This is a genomic window from Gillisia sp. Hel_I_86 (assembly GCF_007827275.1).
In the GTDB taxonomy this organism is placed as follows: Bacteria; Bacteroidota; Bacteroidia; order Flavobacteriales; family Flavobacteriaceae; genus Gillisia.
This window is the reverse complement of record NZ_VISE01000001.1, coordinates 324,969-340,024: the sequence shown is the minus strand read 5'-3', so window position 1 is coordinate 340,024 and position 15,056 is coordinate 324,969. Positions and strand designations below refer to the sequence as shown.

Genomic DNA, 15,056 nt, shown 5'->3' with positions numbered 1-15,056 from the left:
ACAACGTTCCTAAAAAACAGATATTGCCAATATTCTTAATTTATTCAATTTAAGCTACTTTCATTTAAAAGAATCAATGCAGTTCATTATTGAGGTTTTATTCCCCTTGGTTTTCTCCAAGTTCTATTGTTGGTTTATAATCTCTTGCCATTTATGCAGTTTCCTATAAATTTTATTTTTCGACAGTATGTTTTGTATTAATTATCATCATTTTTTCTTTCCTGCTTTCTTTCAGCCCTTTTCTTTTGCCTCAATTCCTTTTTTTCTTCTTTGGATAATTCTTTTTCCTGAAAAGCATCTTTAAATTCGATATCATCATCTACTTCCCCAGAAAACGCTTTTATCCATGCATTTTCAAAGATGTTGAATACCGTTGGCCATACTCCAGCTTCTACATTATTAAGGTCACCTTCTAAAGGCACTTTTGTGGCCAAAGTATCTGTGCTTTGATTTTTCAGAAGAAATTTAAAAAAGCCAACAAATCCTTCCCATAATACTCCTAAAAATCCATCTTCTTTACCAATTAGCTTCGTATCTGTAAGCAGGGGTTTTAAATAACCTTTCATATACCCATCGGCTATTGCAACTTCACTATAAAGTCCAAAAGTTCCACTTTCAAAATCTATTCCTGCATAGGGCCTTGTAAAGTTATTGAGGGCAGTAACATCTCCGCCTTCGATAGATAGACTGAGATCCATATCTGGGATCTCTTTTACAAGGTTCACTTTGCCATCCAGTTTCATATTTCCTTGTCCAATGGTGATTCCCGTAGCATTTATTGGGGAGGGCAAGGTTCTGTTAGCACCAACAACATTCCTTAAATTAGCCGCAACCAACTCTATATTATTTATATATAGATCTACATTGGGTTCCTTTCGAAGTTCTACAAAAGCCACTTTTGCATTATGGGCTTCAAAATGGTTGATATCTATTGGTACAAGGTCCGTAAGTACCTTTGTCCAATCGTCTATATCTGCCGAGCCTCCTTCTTCTTCAGGAATTTCTTCATCCTGATCTTCAAAAACATAGATAACTTCTGGTTTGTACATTATTATTTCACTTACAATCTTTCCTTTTAGAAGGGATTTCCATTCGATCGAAATATCATTGGAAGGAAAATTAAGAAATGGCACTTGGGTATCTGCATTCACCTTGTTTAAATACATGCCTTTTATCTCATAGGCTCCCCTATATAGCGAAACATCGATATCTTCCACTTGTCCATAATATCCCGGAATTTCTGCTAACACTTTATTCACATGGTCTTTTAACCAATATGGCAAATAGATCCTTGCAGCAATTAACAAAGCCAAAATAATTAATGGAACGGTATACCTTTTCTTTTTATAAGCCTTCCTTTTTTTCTTTTTTTCTGAAGTCATTTTGTCATTATTGAATATGCAAATTACTTAAAACATTGTGTTTTATAAAATTCATTCCTTGGCCAAGCAATTAAGGCAAGCCGTAGGGATATTTCGTCTCCCAAATGCTCGGGAGTATATTTTGTCTTACCCAAACTGCCAAAAAAGGCAGTTCCGTCCTCTCCTTAGTAGAGGCAAATCGGAAACCCCGGGGCAGGGCCGTCGGGGAATTTTTAGATCACACCCTCCATGAGGGATAAATTTAGTGAAAATAAAAAAGGTTCGGGAGACTTCCCGAACCTTTTGATCTTATCTTGAATATTGATTTTTCTGCTAGTAGTAAGTAAACCGTCTTACTTTAGCTATATACTTGGCCAGTCTAATAACTTGATGGCTATAGCCATATTCGTTGTCATACCAGATGTAAAGCACTATATTTTTTCCATCAGCGGTAACAATGGTAGCTTTGCTGTCATAAATCGCAGGAGCCGAAGAGCCCACAATATCTGAAGACACTAATTCATTGTCTATAGAATATTTTATTTGCTCCACCAATTCTCCTTCAAGAGCATATTTTTTTAGAATAGTATTCACGCCTTCTATAGAAGTTGCCGCTTCCACTTCGAGATTTAAGATTGCCAAAGAACCATTTGGAACGGGCACTCTAATTGCATTGGAAGTTAATTTGCCATCAAAAACAGGTAGTGCTTTTGTTACTGCTTGTCCGGCACCGGTTTCAGTAATTACCATATTTAGCCCTGCCGCACGACCTCTTCTATATTTACTGTGCATATTATCTACCAAGTTTTGGTCGTTGGTATATGCATGAATCGTTTCTAAATGGCCATGAACAACCCCCAAGGAATCTTGAATAGCTTTTAAAACAGGTGTAATGGCATTCGTTGTGCAAGAAGCGGCAGAGAAGATGGAGATCTCGTCTGGATTGTGTTCCTTATGGTTAACGCCATGAACAATATTTGGAACCCCCTTTCCTGGTGCTGTAAGTAAAACCTTGCTGGCTCCTTTAGACGTTAAATGCCTGGATAGTTCTTCTTTGTCCCTAAATGCACCTGTATTGTCTATAATAAGAGCATTGTTTATTCCATATTCAGTATAATCTATCTCTTCTGGATTGTTTGCTGAAATAATATGAACAGTCGTACCATTGATGATCAAAGAGGAATTCTCTACATCTATATTAACAGTTCCTGAGAAATCACCATGTACCGAATCATTTCTTAAAAGTGAAGCTCTTTTTTCCAAAACAGTCGCATCAACCTTACCACGCGTTACAATAGCTCGCAACCTTAGTTGATTTCCAACTCCCGTCCTAGTCATTAACTCTCTGGCTACCAGTCTTCCAATCCTTCCGAAGCCATAAAGAACAACGTCTTTTGGGGTAATATCTTTATAATCTTTTGCATCTTTTAGTTTAGAAGAAATAAATGCCTTGGCATTATTGTAATCCATATCTTCTAAGTGATATTCGTACGTAAGTTTTCCAATATCCAATTTTGCAGGGGGAAGGTCTAGGTCCTTAATGGCCTGGGCAATTTCAACAGAATCGAAAATAGAGATTGGTTTTTCCACAACCGCACCTGCATATTCATGCAAACTTAGAATGTCACTTACATTTCTATTGATTAGTTGATTCCTGAATAAAACCAATTCAATGGATTTATCATACCATAAATCGCTTATTATTTTTATAAACTCCACAGAGGCACGTCTGCGGTCTGCTTGAAAAGCAAGTTCTTTTTCGTAAACTTCGTTAAATCCCATTTGTTTTTGAGTTATGTTGTGTGTTTTTAAAACGCTGCAAAAGTATAGATTTCAATCGTTTTCGTGAAATATTTATATAAAAAATAACCTGCTATAAATTTTATAGCAGGTTATTGTAATTATGATAGATTATTACCTCCAAATATAGGTTTGTTCTTTGCCTTTTTTATTTACGAAAGTAACGCTAATAGGTTCTGAAGAATTATTGGAACCCAAGATACGTTTAACGTCCTCTATACTGTTGACTGTTTGCTTATTTATTTTGGTGATGATAATTCCAATAAGTGCCTGGGATTGTTGGTCCCCTTTTAATGCCCTGGAAATTTTCACGCCATTTTTTGTATTGTATTCTCTCAGGTCTGCCTTGGAAGCATTGGTTACTTCAAGACCAATTTGCTGAATAGCAAAGGTTTCATATTTTGCCAGTTTCACTGCTACCTCACGTTCCCTACCTTCTCTAATAATCTTCACTTTAACCACATCTTTTGGCCTTTTAGACCCTAAATACCCGGTGAGGTCGGACATTTTTCTAATTTCAATATTATCTATTTTTCTTATTACATCTCCTTGTTCTATTCCCGCTAGCGCAGCACCACTCCCAGAATCTACGTCCCTAACAATAACTCCTTGAGAAGTTGTAAGGTTAAACTCTTTGGAAATAAACTGGTTTACATCTGTACCTCTAATCCCTAATATTCCTTGCTGCACATTCCCATACTCCATAAGATCCTCCACGATCTTTCTGGCATTGTTGGATGGAACTGCAAAACCATACCCTATGTAGCTACCAGTTTGAGAGGTGATCGCAGTATTGATCCCAATAAGTTTCCCGTCTATGTTAACCAAGGCACCACCGCTATTTCCTGGATTTATGGCTGCATCTGTTTGAATAAAGGATTGCGGAGTTCCATCATAAGCATTCAAATCCCGGGCTTTTGCACTTACAATACCAGCGGTAACAGTGGAAGTTAAATTAAATGGATTTCCAACAGCCAAAACCCATTCCCCCAATTTAATATCGTTGGAGTTCCCAAATGGGATATATTCCAGTTGGGTTGCATCAATTTTTATCAAGGCTATATCTGCCTTGCTGTCAACTCCTATTACTTCAGCAACATAGGTTTTATTGTTATTTAGGGTGACTTCGATTTCCCCGGCACCCTTGATTACATGATTATTGGTAATAATGTAACCATCTGGAGAGATAATAACGCCAGAACCAGACCCCTGTAAAGCTTTCCCGCTATTGCCTCCTCTAGAATAGTATTCCCATATACTATTAGGCTTATCGAAAACTGCCACATTTTTTACATGGACGACAGAGTGCACTGTCTTTTCGGCAGCTTCGGTAAAGTCTGCATTTGTTCCGTAGATATTATTTGAATTGGATACGGGAATGAATGATGAAGATTCTGTTTTCATAGGGGAGGATTCCTCAAAAAAAGATTCATCTTCATCTATTATCAATTTGTAGGAGCCTAGGGTTAATACCCCACCTAATACGGAAACACCGAGTAATTTAATAAATTGTTTCATTTCTATTTTATGATTTTTAATTCTTTAAATAACCAATCAATCTGCGGTCAAATACAAAAAAGCCCCAAATGCCTGTATATACAACGATGGTTTTTGTGCGATTGTTGTATATTTGTTTTATCCAAATTTGCATCCATGAACATCCCTTTTTATAAATTCCACGGTACAGGAAACGATTTTATAATGGTTGATAACCGCAATGATGTATTCCCCAAAAACAATACCAATCTTGTGCATGATCTATGTCATCGTAGATTTGGAATAGGAGCAGATGGTTTGATTCTTTTGGAAAACCCCGAAGGGACCTCGGAAGATTTTAAGATGGTCTATTACAATGCTGATGGCAACCAAAGTAGTATGTGCGGAAATGGAGGAAGATGTATAGTAGCGTTTGCAAAACTTCTTGGTATTATTAATGAAAAAGCGACTTTTAACGCTATAGATGGTCTGCATGAGGCAATTATAAATGGAAATATTGTGAGTTTGAAAATGCAAGATGTATTGGCGAAAGGGATAAATGAAGATGAATTGTTTTTAGATACCGGCTCTCCGCATCATATTTTATTTTCAGAACAAGTGGGGGATGTGAATGTTAAAAGAGATGGAGCATTCATTAGGTATTCAGAAAAATATGAATCTTGTGGAGGAACAAATGTAAATTTTGTTCAGAGAAAGGATGAGGATACTTTTTTGGTGAGAACGTATGAAAGAGGCGTGGAGGATGAAACCTATTCCTGTGGGACGGGAGTTACTGCGGTGGCCATCGCTGTTAATGCAATAGGAAAAACCCAAGCTACTACTATAAATTTGGAAACACCAGGGGGGAAGCTTCAAGTGTCTTTTAATAATAACAATGAAACCTATCAGAATATCTGGCTTACCGGCCCAACTACAAAAGTTTTTAAAGGAGAGTTTGAATGTTAACTTTAAAAGGAGATAAAGTATATTTAAGGGCATTGGAGCCCGAAGACCTGGATTTTATTCTGGAGGTGGAAAACTCGGAAGATTTTTGGGAGATAAGCGCCACCAGGGTACCATATTCCCGCTTTTTGATAAAGAAATACCTACAAAATTCCCATCGGGATATTTTTGAGGTAAAACAGTTGCGTTTAATGATCTGTAAGCAGGATAACACCCCCATAGGCTTAATAGATGTGTTTGACCTGGAACCCAAAGATCGTAGGGCTGCATTGGGCATCCTAATTGTAGATGATGAAAACCGAGGGAAGGGCTATGGTGTGGAAGTACTAAAACTAACCAGCAATTATTGTTTTACCCACTTAGGTTTGCATCAGTTATATGCAAATGTTATTGCAGATAATTTGGCCAGTATCAAGTTGTTCGAAAAATGTGATTTTAAATCTGTGGGGACTAAAAAAGACTGGGTTTTAGTAAACGGAAAATTTAAGGACGAAATTCTTTACCAATTAATAAATAATGTATATTAAAAAAATTCTTTGGATTATTGCCCTTCTTGGGCTTGTAGCATTAGGGATCTTCAGTTATTCTGTCTATAATTCAATTTTCTCACCGAACACTAAATTCCAAAGTAATACAGCAACAGTCTATATTCCAACAGGAGCCACATACCAAACTGCAATAGATAGTTTGCGACCGTTGCTTGATGATTTGTCTTCTTTTGATGCTGTGGCGCAAAAAAAGGGATACGCTGCAAACGTAAAGGCAGGAAAATATATTTTGAAAAAGGGCATGAACAACAATGATCTTGTGAATGTACTTCGAAGTCAGAATACTCCGGTATCGGTGGTGTTCAATAATCAAGAAAGATTGGAAGAACTTGCAGGAAGAATTGCGGTGCAAATTGAAGCAGATAGTATTTCCTTATTAAAAACCATGCAAGATGAAGCTTTTTTAAGTGCCAATAATTTAAATAAGGAAGAGGCATTGGGCCTATATATCCCCAATAAATATGAGTTTTTTTGGAATACGTCGGCAGAAGGTTTTAGAGAAAGGATGCTAACAGAATACAAAAGGTTTTGGGACCAGGGCAGGTTGGATAAAGCGAAAGAAATAGGGCTAACGCCGAATCAAGTTACCGTTGTGGCTTCCATTGTCCAAAAAGAGACTGCGAAGGTAGATGAGCGCCCAAAGGTTGCTGGTGTATATATGAATAGGTTTAATAATGGTTGGAAATTGGAGGCAGATCCAACAGTGATCTATGCTATAAAGGAAAAATCCAGAAATTTTGATACGGTTATAAAAAGGGTGCTTTACAAAGACCTTAAGTTGGAATCACCTTATAACACCTATATGAATATAACCCTACCTCCGGGTCCTATTGCAATGCCCGATATTTCTTCTATAGATGCAGTTCTAAATTATGGAAAGCATAAATATTTCTATTTCGTGGCCGATGTGGAAAATTTCGGATATCATAAATTTGCTGAAAATTTGGCTCAACACAATAGAAATAAGCAAGCGTATGTGCGATGGATCAATGCGCAAGGGGTGAATAGATAGGTATTCTTCAATTAAATTTATAACCCAACCCTCCGTAAACCGATCCTTTAATTTTATCATTAATATCCGGTCGTACCTTAATTTCCCCTTTTATATAAATAAAGAAAGGTCCAAAGTGGTAATCTAGTTCGCCTAGCGCTGCTAGGGAAGGATATAAATGTTTGGGGCGTTGGATCATTCCCAGTTCTATCCCGAGTAAAGGAGTCAGTTTTTTATCCGGCATAAGCACATAGTTCAAAGTTATTCCAAAAGATTTGTATTCAATAATCTTGAAGATTTCATAAAATAAATCTACTTGAATCTTTTCTTTTCTTGCCCCAAAACGAAACACCCCATCAAATCCACGACCGTTCACGGTTCCTTTATAAACCGCATTTCTTATATCGGCGCCAGCACTAATAAAAAAAATAAGAGTCATTGGAAAATGTGCTTCTGTACTGACTCGTGCATAGACAAGGAAATAATATAAAAATTAAAAATAAAGTTTTCAATATAATTTATAAGGTGAAAAGTTTCGTGATTCGTATAAATTTAGATCCATTCCATGGAGAAACTGCTCTTAGAATATTTTTATAAATTTTTATTCGAAGCAATTAATTAAAAGTATAATAAATGGCAGTTTGCTTCAAGGTATTTAACTTTCTAATTATCAGTTAGTTAAAATATTTAAGAGGACTTATAAAAAGTTATGTTTTGTTTAACAGGCTGTAAATCAAATTATTAAAATTTAATGTATCTTTGCACGGCGAAATTGAGAAGGGATATAAATATAATTTTATAACCAGTTGCTTCTCAGAATCAAAACATTATGAAAAAGAAAGTTGCAAAATTTTCAATTCTACCTATTTTATCAGGTGCTTTATTTTTTAGTTTCTCTACAAAAGAAGCTGCAAATTTAGAAGGATATGCCACCTCTTCCCTTGAACTATTAGAATACACAGTTCCCAATACAGAGGAAATGCCGGAAGCAAGCCTTGAGGTTCTAAAGGCTACACCTAAGCTGGGGAAATCTTATATTGGTTTTAAAGAAGCTCTGGGTTTTAAAGAATCCCGCGGTAATTATAAAATCATTAACCAATATGGGTATATGGGCAAATACCAATTTGGAAAAGGTACCCTAAAACTGATTGGAGTGTATGACACTCAATTATTTTTGGATTCACCAGCCTTGCAGGAAGCGGCATTTTATGCAAACGCATCCAGAAACAAGTGGATCTTAAAGAGGGATATTAAGAGGTTTGTTGGTAAGCGAATAAATGGAATTCTTATTACGGAATCTGGAATATTGGCTGCAGCGCATCTTGCAGGCCCTGGAAGTGTAAAAAAATATCTTAGAAGTTGGGGAGCAACTGCTTTTAGCGATGCTTTTGGAACTACTATTGGTTATTACATGAAAAAGTTTTCGGGATATGATACTTCTTTTGTTCAACCAGAAAGAAAAGCAAAAGCAATTATAGCTATTTCTTAAATATCTTTTTGAATTATAAAAATGGTAGGCCTTTTATGAAGGTCTACTTTTGTTTTGGACCATTCCAGAATAGATTTTGTGATTATATATTCCGATGCCAAGGTTAAATCGCATGCAATACAGAGCTTCGTGGCAGGATTTAAGATCTGCACCAAATCTTCAACCAACTGATTGTTTCTATAAGGGGTTTCTATAAAAAGCTGTGCCTGATTTCTTTCTGAAGAAATTCTTTCCAAGGTTTTTAATTCGTGTTTCCGCTCTTTTTTGTCTATGGGCAAATAGCCGTTAAAGGTAAAGCGCTGTCCGTTCATTCCGCTGCCCATCATAGCGAGAAGAATAGAGGAGGGACCAACTAAAGGAACTACCTGAATTCCCATTTCATGCGCCAGCTTTACAATTTCAGCACCTGGATCTGCAACCCCTGGGCAACCAGCTTCACTGAGTAAACCAACATCGATTCCCTCTTTACAAGGATTTAAAAATGTGGATAAAACAGAAACATCGGTAAATTTATTTAAGGTATTTAGCTTTAAGGAAGCTTGTGATTTTTCGGGAAGTACTTGTTTTATGGATCTTCGAGCTGTCTTTTCGTTCTCAACAATGTAATTATCTATTTTTTCGATAATACTTCCTATAGAAACTGGCAAAACATCAGAAATTTTCGATGTTCCTAAGGTGGTTGGTATTAAATATAATTTTCCTGAGAACTGAAAAATGGAATTGCTCATATTAAAAATTCGATGTTATTCGTGCGGGTGCTTCTCCTTCAATTTGCTGGCGATGATCTCGCAGGCCTCATCCAGCATTTTGTATACGTTTTTAAATCCTTCAGCTACACCCTGATAAGGATCTGGAACATCAACATTTTCACCGGGAAATATTTCATCCAAAATAAGCTTCACTTTCTTTTTGTCGTCTTCATTTCTAGCCAATGCAATCACATCGGCATAATTAAACGTATCCATAACATAGATTTGGTCAAAATGGTCGAAATCCTGAGCACTAAATTGTCTCCCCCTTTGCGAGGTGATATCTAATTTGTGACTTTTTGCTATGGCAATAGAACGGGGATCTGGCGGATCTCCTACGTGATAATCTCCCGTACCGGCAGAATCTACATAGATTTTTTTAGGGTCTGTTTTGGACTTTAGAATCCCTTCGGCTAGTGGCGATCTACAGATATTCCCGAGACATACCATTAAAACGTTGGTTTTCATAAAATATAAATTATAGGGTAAGTTTTTTGTTTAGGTCTTCCACAAACTTCTTGAATTGCTTATCTGTAGCAGCTAAATTGTCCACCGTTTTACAGGCATGAAGTACTGTGGCGTGATCTCTTTTGCCAATCTGGCTTCCGATACTCGCTAGGGATGCCTTTGTTAACTTTTTGGCAAAGAACATGGCAAGTTGTCTTGCTTGCACGATATGCCTTTTTCTGGTTTTGGACTGAAGTGTTTCTACATCCATTTGGAAGTAATCGCTAACGATCTTCTGGATATAATCTATAGATACTTCCCGCTTGGTGTTCTTAACGTAATTATCTACAATTTTTGTAGCCAATTCCAGAGTAATATCCTTTTTATTGAAAGAGGAGTGGGCGATAAGTGAAATAATAGCTCCTTCCAGTTCCCTAATATTCGTTTTTATATTGTTGGCTAGGAATTCAATAATATCTTCTGGCATTTCCACACCGTCCCGATACAATTTATTTTTGATTATGGAAACCCGGGTCTCAAAGTCTGGATGTTGCAGTTCTGCTGAAAGTCCCCATTTAAAACGGGATAATAAGCGTTGTTCGATATCTTGCATATCTACAGGTGCCTTATCACTGGTTAAAATAACCTGTTTTCCGTTTTGGTGAAGGTGGTTGAAAATATGAAAGAACACATCTTGCGTTCCCGCTTTACCGGATAATAACTGAATATCATCTACAATCAACACATCTATTATCTGATAGAAATGAATAAAATCGTTTCTGTTGTTCTTTTTAACAGACTCTATATATTGTTGCGTGAATTTTTCCGCAGAGATATATAAGACCGTCTTTTCTGGATATTTGTCCTTGATGTCCACCCCAATAGCATGCGATAAATGGGTTTTTCCAAGCCCTACGCCTCCAAAGACCAATAAAGGGTTAAAAGAAGTGCCTCCCGGTTTGTTGGATACCGCTAAACCTGCAGAACGGGCAAGCCTGTTGGAATCGCCTTCAAGAAAATTTTCGAAACTATAGTTTGGATTAAGCTGGGATTCGATCTTAACATTTCTAATCCCTGGAATAATAAAGGGATTTCTAAGCTCGGGATTTTTATTTTTAATGGGTACGTTTACTTCTTGTGAAACCATTTGGCTTCGTTGTGTGCTAGGAATTTTTTCGGTAAACGGGATTTTGTTTCCATAGGTGTTTTCCATTTTAATAACGTATACCAGTTTCGCTTTGTCACCTAATTCTTTGGTCAATGAAACCTTTAGAAGTTTTACGTAATGCTCTTCCAGCCATTCGTAAAAGAACTTAGAGGGTACTTGTATGCTCAAGGCACAATCTGTAAGTTTTACTGCCTGTATAGGTTCAAACCAAGTTTTATAAGCTTGGGGAGTGATGTTATCTTTGATAAAAGCTAGACAGCTATTCCAAACTGATTGCGCAGTTTTTGACATGCTTGTTCTTGGTTATAAAATGGTTAGTAGATCGTTGGAAACTTGAAAAGCAAAAATTTGGCTTTAACTTCTCGTGGAACAAATATGTGAACAAAATATCTAATAAAAAAATGCTTTTGGTATTGAATTTTAAGAAAATTTTACGCATACTTACTTCGTTTGATGAAAGTACAAAACCTACTTAACTTATCCCGAAAAAATCCAATGAAAAGTCATAATACTTATGTTAAAGTCAGATATGCGGAAACAGATCAAATGGGTGTGGTGCATCATGGAAACTATGCCGATTATCTGGAAATAGCGCGGCTGGACTGGCTTCACAAATTAGGAGTGTCTTATAGATCCATGGAGAAAGAAGGGGTGATGTTGCCTGTTTATGAACTTTATTTTAAATTTATAAAATCGGCATTGTTTGATGATGAACTAAAAATAGTAACCAAATTAACAAAAACGCCAAGTATTAAAATTGAATTCAACTATGAGATCTATAATCAAGCAGGTGAGTTGCTAACAATTGCAAATACAGTATTAGTGTTCATGGATACACAGTCTAGAAAACCAATTAGATGTCCAGCATATATTTTAAATAAATTGAAGGTTTAATGCCCCAGCTTTTTTATTTCAACTTTGTAAACATTGGAAAATTTTTCGAAAATAGCTTCAGATTCTTTTTTTCTTACTAAAATAAATAGTTTGCAGTCCAAGGCAAGTTGCTGATCTATCACATTAAGATTATGTTCCTTTATAATTCGCATTACCACATTCATTTCTGGATAATCGAATTGTAACAAGTAGCTATCGTCTATAGTTCTTTTTAGAATATTGCTTTCTTGCAAAGCCATTTGAGCAGCAGTTCTGTAAGCATTGATCAGTCCGCCTACGCCTAATTTTATACCGCCAAAATAGCGTACGACCACGATCAAGATATTGGTAACATCAAAAGATTGAATTTGTCCGTAAATTGGCGTTCCGGCGGAATTTGATGGCTCCCCATCATCGTTGGCCCTAAACTGATGCTCTTGTTCTTCTTTTCCTATTTGCCAAGCATAGCACCAATGTCTCGCTTGATGATGTTTCTTTTTGAGGTCTTCAATAATGCCTTTGACTTCTTCTTCAGAAGTAATAGGAAAGGCATAGCCAAAGAATTTGGAATTCCGGTCTTTGAAAATGACTTCATCAGAAGCTTTGGTTATACTTTTATAAGTGTCTTTCACAGTTTTTAAATTGCGCTGTTTGCAACCAAAAGAATACTAATAATCGCTAGAACGATCCCAATCCAGTTCTTGGTGATCAATTTTTCTTTGAACAAAAAAATTCCTAGGACTGTGGATACCAAGACTATGGCCACGTTGTTTATTGTGAAAATGGTGGAGCTATCGAAGCCGTTATTTCTAAGTGCCATAACCAGGAAATATATAGAGAAAAAATTAGGAATTCCAAGGGCGATCCCTCCAAGGATATTCCTACCGGTTATTTTTAATTTCCCCGTAATTCCTTGAAAGATCAAAACAAAGATCCCAATTATGCCAGCTACAGAAAATATGGTGGAAGAGAAAAGGGCAACGTCGGTCTTGTTTACATACCCAGATTCAATGAATTTTATAAGAGTGTCTATGAGCCCACTTCCCAAAAAGACCAAGATGGGGTATAGTAGGTTTCTTTTCTTTATGGCAATGCCCACATCTGCTTTTATGGAACTCAAGTAAACCGCGATTAAGGCCAGAACAATTCCTAATACTTTTAAAATCCCTGTACTTTCATTAAAATATAGAATCCCAAACAATACAGGAATGGCTACAGACATTTTAGTGGCAACAGAAACTACTGATAGCCCACTTCGTTGGGCGGTGATTGCGGCAAGATTGAACACGATAATAAATAGCAGCCCCAAGATCAAGGTGCCATAAAACCAAGGTTTAGATGGGATTTCGCTAATAGTAACACCTTCTACAAATCCAAAGTACCCAACTGCACATGCAATAACATAATTAAGAATGATTGCTTGAAGGGTGTTGATCTTAAATCGCTCGAACAATTTAAAGACCACAAAGATGATAGTGGACGAAAGGATACTAAGCAGTAGATATATCAAAACAATGCTTTATTGGTGGTGAATAGATCAATTACGTCCTCGCGGGTTGGTTCAAGGGTCCATATATGAATCCCTAATTTTTCGGCAGCTTTGGTATTTTCTAAAGTGTCATCTATGAACAAGCATTCTTCGGCTTTTAGTTGATGCTTGTTCAAAACAAATTCAAAAATATCTGAATTTGGTTTTCTTAAATTGATCTCATGAGATAAATAAAATGCATCAAAACAAGCTTTGAATTCTTCAAAAAATGGAATTTTTTCCTTCACCCAATCTATATGGATCTCATTGGTGTTGCTTAAAAGGATAAGTTGGTAATTCTTCGCTGATGAAAGCTTCTTGATGAATTGATATCGGTATTTTGGAAAATCCATTAATATGGAATTCCAAGCCGTAGTCATTCTTTCAGAAGTAAGGGATGAATAATTATCTATATAGGAAGCAATAAATGATTCCGTGGAAACCAAACCCATTTCATATTCCTTATTAATATGAAGGATGTTTTCTGGCAGCTCTTTGATATTTAATTTTTTAAGCTCCCTAAAAGTTGCAGGTTTGTCTAGATTGATAAATACATCGCCGAAGTCGAATATGATGGTTTTAATCATTGTGATAAATTCTTAACATATCTCCTGTATAATTGTTCTTTTCTATAAATGTGCCTGGCGGTAGAGGCGCTTTAATCCCTTTTTTGAAATGTGCGTCTCCGGTAAATATTCGAGCTTCGTCCCAAAGTCCAGCATCTATAAAAGATTGCAATGTCGTGGCTCCTCCTTCAATAATAACAGATTGAATGCAATGTGTGTATAGTACCTTACAAATTTCTGAAGTGATCTCTTTTTCGAAATCTATGGTTTCAAAAATCAAATTTTCAGAGGAAGTTTTAGTGTTTGAATTTCGGGCTTCTTCGCCACAAATCACAATGGTCTTTATGCTTTCATCCAAAAGTGCAGAATCATCTGTTAATCTTAATTGCCGATCCAAAAGTACTCTTACAGGATTTGTGCCTTTCCAAAGTCTGGTGTTCAGCTTTGGATTATCCATCACTGCTGTATTGGTGCCCACTAAAATAGCAGCCTCTTCGCTGCGCCATTTGTGCACCAATTGTTGGGAATATTTATTGGTGATCCAAACCGGTTCCCGGGGATGATTTTCTTCAGAAGAAATAGGTGCTAGAAAGCCATCTACACTTTGGGCCCATTTTAAAATAATATAGGGCCTTTGATGCTTTTGATATGTGAAAAAGCGCTTATTTAAAGCCTTGCATTCTGCATCCAGAATCCCTAAAATCACTTCGCAACCTGCATCCATCAGTTTTTTGATTCCTTTCCCAGAAACGGCAGGAAAAGGATCTACGCTTCCTATCACGATTTTTTTGATCCCACTGGCAACGATCAAATCGCTACAGGGCGGGGTTTTTCCATAATGGGAACATGGCTCTAGGCTAACATAAATAACCGCCTTTTTTAAAAGGGATTTATCTTTGACAGAATTTATGGCATTTACCTCTGCATGGGGCTCTCCTGCCTTATGATGCCAACCCTCACCAATGATTTTTTTATTATGAACAATGACACTTCCAACCATCGGATTTGGATAGGTAGTGCCTAATCCATTTTCTGCTAATTGAATGCAGCGTTTTATATATTTTTCGTGTATATTCACATCACAAAAATAGGATTAA

At 36.6% G+C, this 15,056-nt stretch carries 16 protein-coding genes; 5 read left to right on the top strand and 11 right to left on the bottom strand.

The window, feature by feature from the left end:
• Positions 1 to 197: 197 nt before the first annotated feature.
• The 3 genes from JM83_RS01470 to JM83_RS01460 all read right to left on the bottom strand — a co-directional run bounded on the left by JM83_RS01470 (position 198) and on the right by JM83_RS01460 (position 4,679).
• Positions 198 to 1,382 (bottom strand): DUF748 domain-containing protein, encoded by a 1,185-nt coding sequence (locus JM83_RS01470; RefSeq protein WP_144958708.1) that lies wholly within the window; start codon positions 1,380 to 1,382, stop codon positions 198 to 200.
• 312 nt (positions 1,383 to 1,694) lie between these two features.
• Positions 1,695 to 3,143, bottom strand: coding sequence for a glyceraldehyde-3-phosphate dehydrogenase (locus JM83_RS01465; protein ID WP_144958706.1), 1,449 nt, complete (start codon positions 3,141 to 3,143; stop codon positions 1,695 to 1,697).
• Between the two features lie 132 nt (positions 3,144 to 3,275).
• Positions 3,276 to 4,679: a S1C family serine protease gene (locus tag JM83_RS01460; RefSeq protein WP_144958704.1), complete on the bottom strand. Its 1,404-nt coding sequence runs from the start codon at positions 4,677 to 4,679 to the stop codon at positions 3,276 to 3,278.
• A 135-nt stretch (positions 4,680 to 4,814) separates the two neighbouring features.
• On the opposite strand from JM83_RS01460, the gene dapF reads away from it, so the two are divergent.
• The 3 genes from dapF to mltG are packed head-to-tail and all read left to right on the top strand — an operon-like array spanning position 4,815 to position 7,160.
• Complete coding sequence (gene dapF, locus JM83_RS01455) at positions 4,815 to 5,603, top strand: diaminopimelate epimerase (RefSeq protein WP_144958702.1); 789 nt, start codon at positions 4,815 to 4,817, stop codon at positions 5,601 to 5,603.
• Positions 5,597 to 6,127 (top strand): GNAT family N-acetyltransferase, encoded by a 531-nt coding sequence (locus tag JM83_RS01450; protein ID WP_144958700.1) that lies wholly within the window; start codon positions 5,597 to 5,599, stop codon positions 6,125 to 6,127. Before dapF ends, JM83_RS01450 begins: the two co-directional genes overlap by 7 nt.
• The gene (gene mltG / locus JM83_RS01445) at positions 6,117 to 7,160 is read left to right on the top strand and encodes an endolytic transglycosylase MltG (RefSeq protein WP_144958698.1); all 1,044 of its coding nucleotides are present in this window, start codon (positions 6,117 to 6,119) and stop codon (positions 7,158 to 7,160) included. The genes JM83_RS01450 and mltG overlap by 11 nt, the downstream gene beginning before the upstream one ends.
• A 7-nt stretch (positions 7,161 to 7,167) precedes the next feature.
• On the opposite strand, the gene JM83_RS01440 is transcribed toward mltG, so the two are convergent.
• Positions 7,168 to 7,578 (bottom strand): hypothetical protein, encoded by a 411-nt coding sequence (locus JM83_RS01440; protein ID WP_144958696.1) that lies wholly within the window; start codon positions 7,576 to 7,578, stop codon positions 7,168 to 7,170.
• A 390-nt stretch (positions 7,579 to 7,968) separates the two neighbouring features.
• Between JM83_RS01440 and JM83_RS01435 the strand changes: the two genes are divergently transcribed.
• Positions 7,969 to 8,628, top strand: a complete 660-nt coding sequence (locus tag JM83_RS01435) for a peptidoglycan-binding protein LysM (RefSeq protein WP_144958694.1) — start codon at positions 7,969 to 7,971, stop codon at positions 8,626 to 8,628.
• On the opposite strand, the gene JM83_RS01430 is transcribed toward JM83_RS01435, so the two are convergent.
• From JM83_RS01430 to dnaA, 3 genes are read right to left on the bottom strand one after another with little or no spacing between them, the layout of a single operon-like run.
• The gene (locus JM83_RS01430) at positions 8,625 to 9,356 is read right to left on the bottom strand and encodes an SAM-dependent methyltransferase (RefSeq protein WP_144958692.1); all 732 of its coding nucleotides are present in this window, start codon (positions 9,354 to 9,356) and stop codon (positions 8,625 to 8,627) included. The two genes, JM83_RS01435 and JM83_RS01430, sit on opposite strands and share 4 nt — an antisense overlap.
• Before the next feature lie 15 nt (positions 9,357 to 9,371).
• On the bottom strand, positions 9,372 to 9,845 hold the full coding sequence (locus JM83_RS01425) for a low molecular weight protein-tyrosine-phosphatase (protein ID WP_144958690.1): 474 nt from the start codon (positions 9,843 to 9,845) through the stop codon (positions 9,372 to 9,374).
• A 10-nt stretch (positions 9,846 to 9,855) separates the two neighbouring features.
• Entirely contained in the window at positions 9,856 to 11,283 is a 1,428-nt protein-coding gene (dnaA, locus tag JM83_RS01420; RefSeq protein WP_144958688.1) for a chromosomal replication initiator protein DnaA, read from the bottom strand.
• Positions 11,284 to 11,487: 204 nt separating this feature from the next.
• On the opposite strand from dnaA, the gene JM83_RS01415 reads away from it, so the two are divergent.
• Positions 11,488 to 11,886, top strand: a complete 399-nt coding sequence (locus tag JM83_RS01415) for an acyl-CoA thioesterase (protein WP_144958686.1) — start codon at positions 11,488 to 11,490, stop codon at positions 11,884 to 11,886.
• Here the strand turns inward: JM83_RS01415 and JM83_RS01410 are convergent.
• From JM83_RS01410 to ribD, 4 genes are read right to left on the bottom strand one after another with little or no spacing between them, the layout of a single operon-like run.
• Positions 11,883 to 12,497 carry an IMPACT family protein gene (locus JM83_RS01410; RefSeq protein ID WP_144958684.1) on the bottom strand — a complete coding sequence of 205 codons (615 nt, stop codon included), beginning with the start codon at positions 12,495 to 12,497 and terminating at the stop codon, positions 11,883 to 11,885. The genes JM83_RS01415 and JM83_RS01410 overlap by 4 nt on opposite strands.
• Before the next feature lie 5 nt (positions 12,498 to 12,502).
• Positions 12,503 to 13,375, bottom strand: a complete 873-nt coding sequence (locus JM83_RS01405; RefSeq protein ID WP_144958682.1) for an EamA family transporter — start codon at positions 13,373 to 13,375, stop codon at positions 12,503 to 12,505.
• A complete protein-coding gene (locus JM83_RS01400; protein WP_144958680.1) occupies positions 13,372 to 13,980 on the bottom strand; it encodes an HAD family hydrolase in 609 nt (202 codons plus the stop codon). The genes JM83_RS01405 and JM83_RS01400 overlap by 4 nt, the downstream gene beginning before the upstream one ends.
• Positions 13,973 to 15,037, bottom strand: a complete 1,065-nt coding sequence (ribD, locus tag JM83_RS01395) for a bifunctional diaminohydroxyphosphoribosylaminopyrimidine deaminase/5-amino-6-(5-phosphoribosylamino)uracil reductase RibD (RefSeq protein ID WP_144958678.1) — start codon at positions 15,035 to 15,037, stop codon at positions 13,973 to 13,975. Before ribD ends, JM83_RS01400 begins: the two co-directional genes overlap by 8 nt.
• Between the last annotated feature and the right edge of the window lie 19 nt (positions 15,038 to 15,056).

Excerpts from the sequence above, each read along its gene's own strand:
- dapF (WP_144958702.1), top strand. The coding sequence starts at position 4,815 with ATGAACATCCCTTTTTATAAATTCCACGGTACAGGAAACGATTTTATA.
- JM83_RS01440 (WP_144958696.1), bottom strand. The coding sequence starts at position 7,578 with ATGACTCTTATTTTTTTTATTAGTGCTGGCGCCGATATAAGAAATGCG.
- JM83_RS01450 (WP_144958700.1), top strand. The coding sequence starts at position 5,597 with ATGTTAACTTTAAAAGGAGATAAAGTATATTTAAGGGCATTGGAGCCC.
- JM83_RS01470 (WP_144958708.1), bottom strand. The coding sequence starts at position 1,382 with ATGACTTCAGAAAAAAAGAAAAAAAGGAAGGCTTATAAAAAGAAAAGG.
- JM83_RS01415 (WP_144958686.1), top strand. The coding sequence starts at position 11,488 with ATGAAAAGTCATAATACTTATGTTAAAGTCAGATATGCGGAAACAGAT.
- JM83_RS01425 (WP_144958690.1), bottom strand. The coding sequence starts at position 9,845 with ATGAAAACCAACGTTTTAATGGTATGTCTCGGGAATATCTGTAGATCG.
- dnaA (WP_144958688.1), bottom strand. The coding sequence starts at position 11,283 with ATGTCAAAAACTGCGCAATCAGTTTGGAATAGCTGTCTAGCTTTTATC.
- JM83_RS01435 (WP_144958694.1), top strand. The coding sequence starts at position 7,969 with ATGAAAAAGAAAGTTGCAAAATTTTCAATTCTACCTATTTTATCAGGT.
- JM83_RS01465 (WP_144958706.1), bottom strand. The coding sequence starts at position 3,143 with ATGGGATTTAACGAAGTTTACGAAAAAGAACTTGCTTTTCAAGCAGAC.
- JM83_RS01460 (WP_144958704.1), bottom strand. The coding sequence starts at position 4,679 with ATGAAACAATTTATTAAATTACTCGGTGTTTCCGTATTAGGTGGGGTA.
- JM83_RS01430 (WP_144958692.1), bottom strand. The coding sequence starts at position 9,356 with ATGAGCAATTCCATTTTTCAGTTCTCAGGAAAATTATATTTAATACCA.
- mltG (WP_144958698.1), top strand. The coding sequence starts at position 6,117 with ATGTATATTAAAAAAATTCTTTGGATTATTGCCCTTCTTGGGCTTGTA.
- JM83_RS01400 (WP_144958680.1), bottom strand. The coding sequence starts at position 13,980 with ATGATTAAAACCATCATATTCGACTTCGGCGATGTATTTATCAATCTA.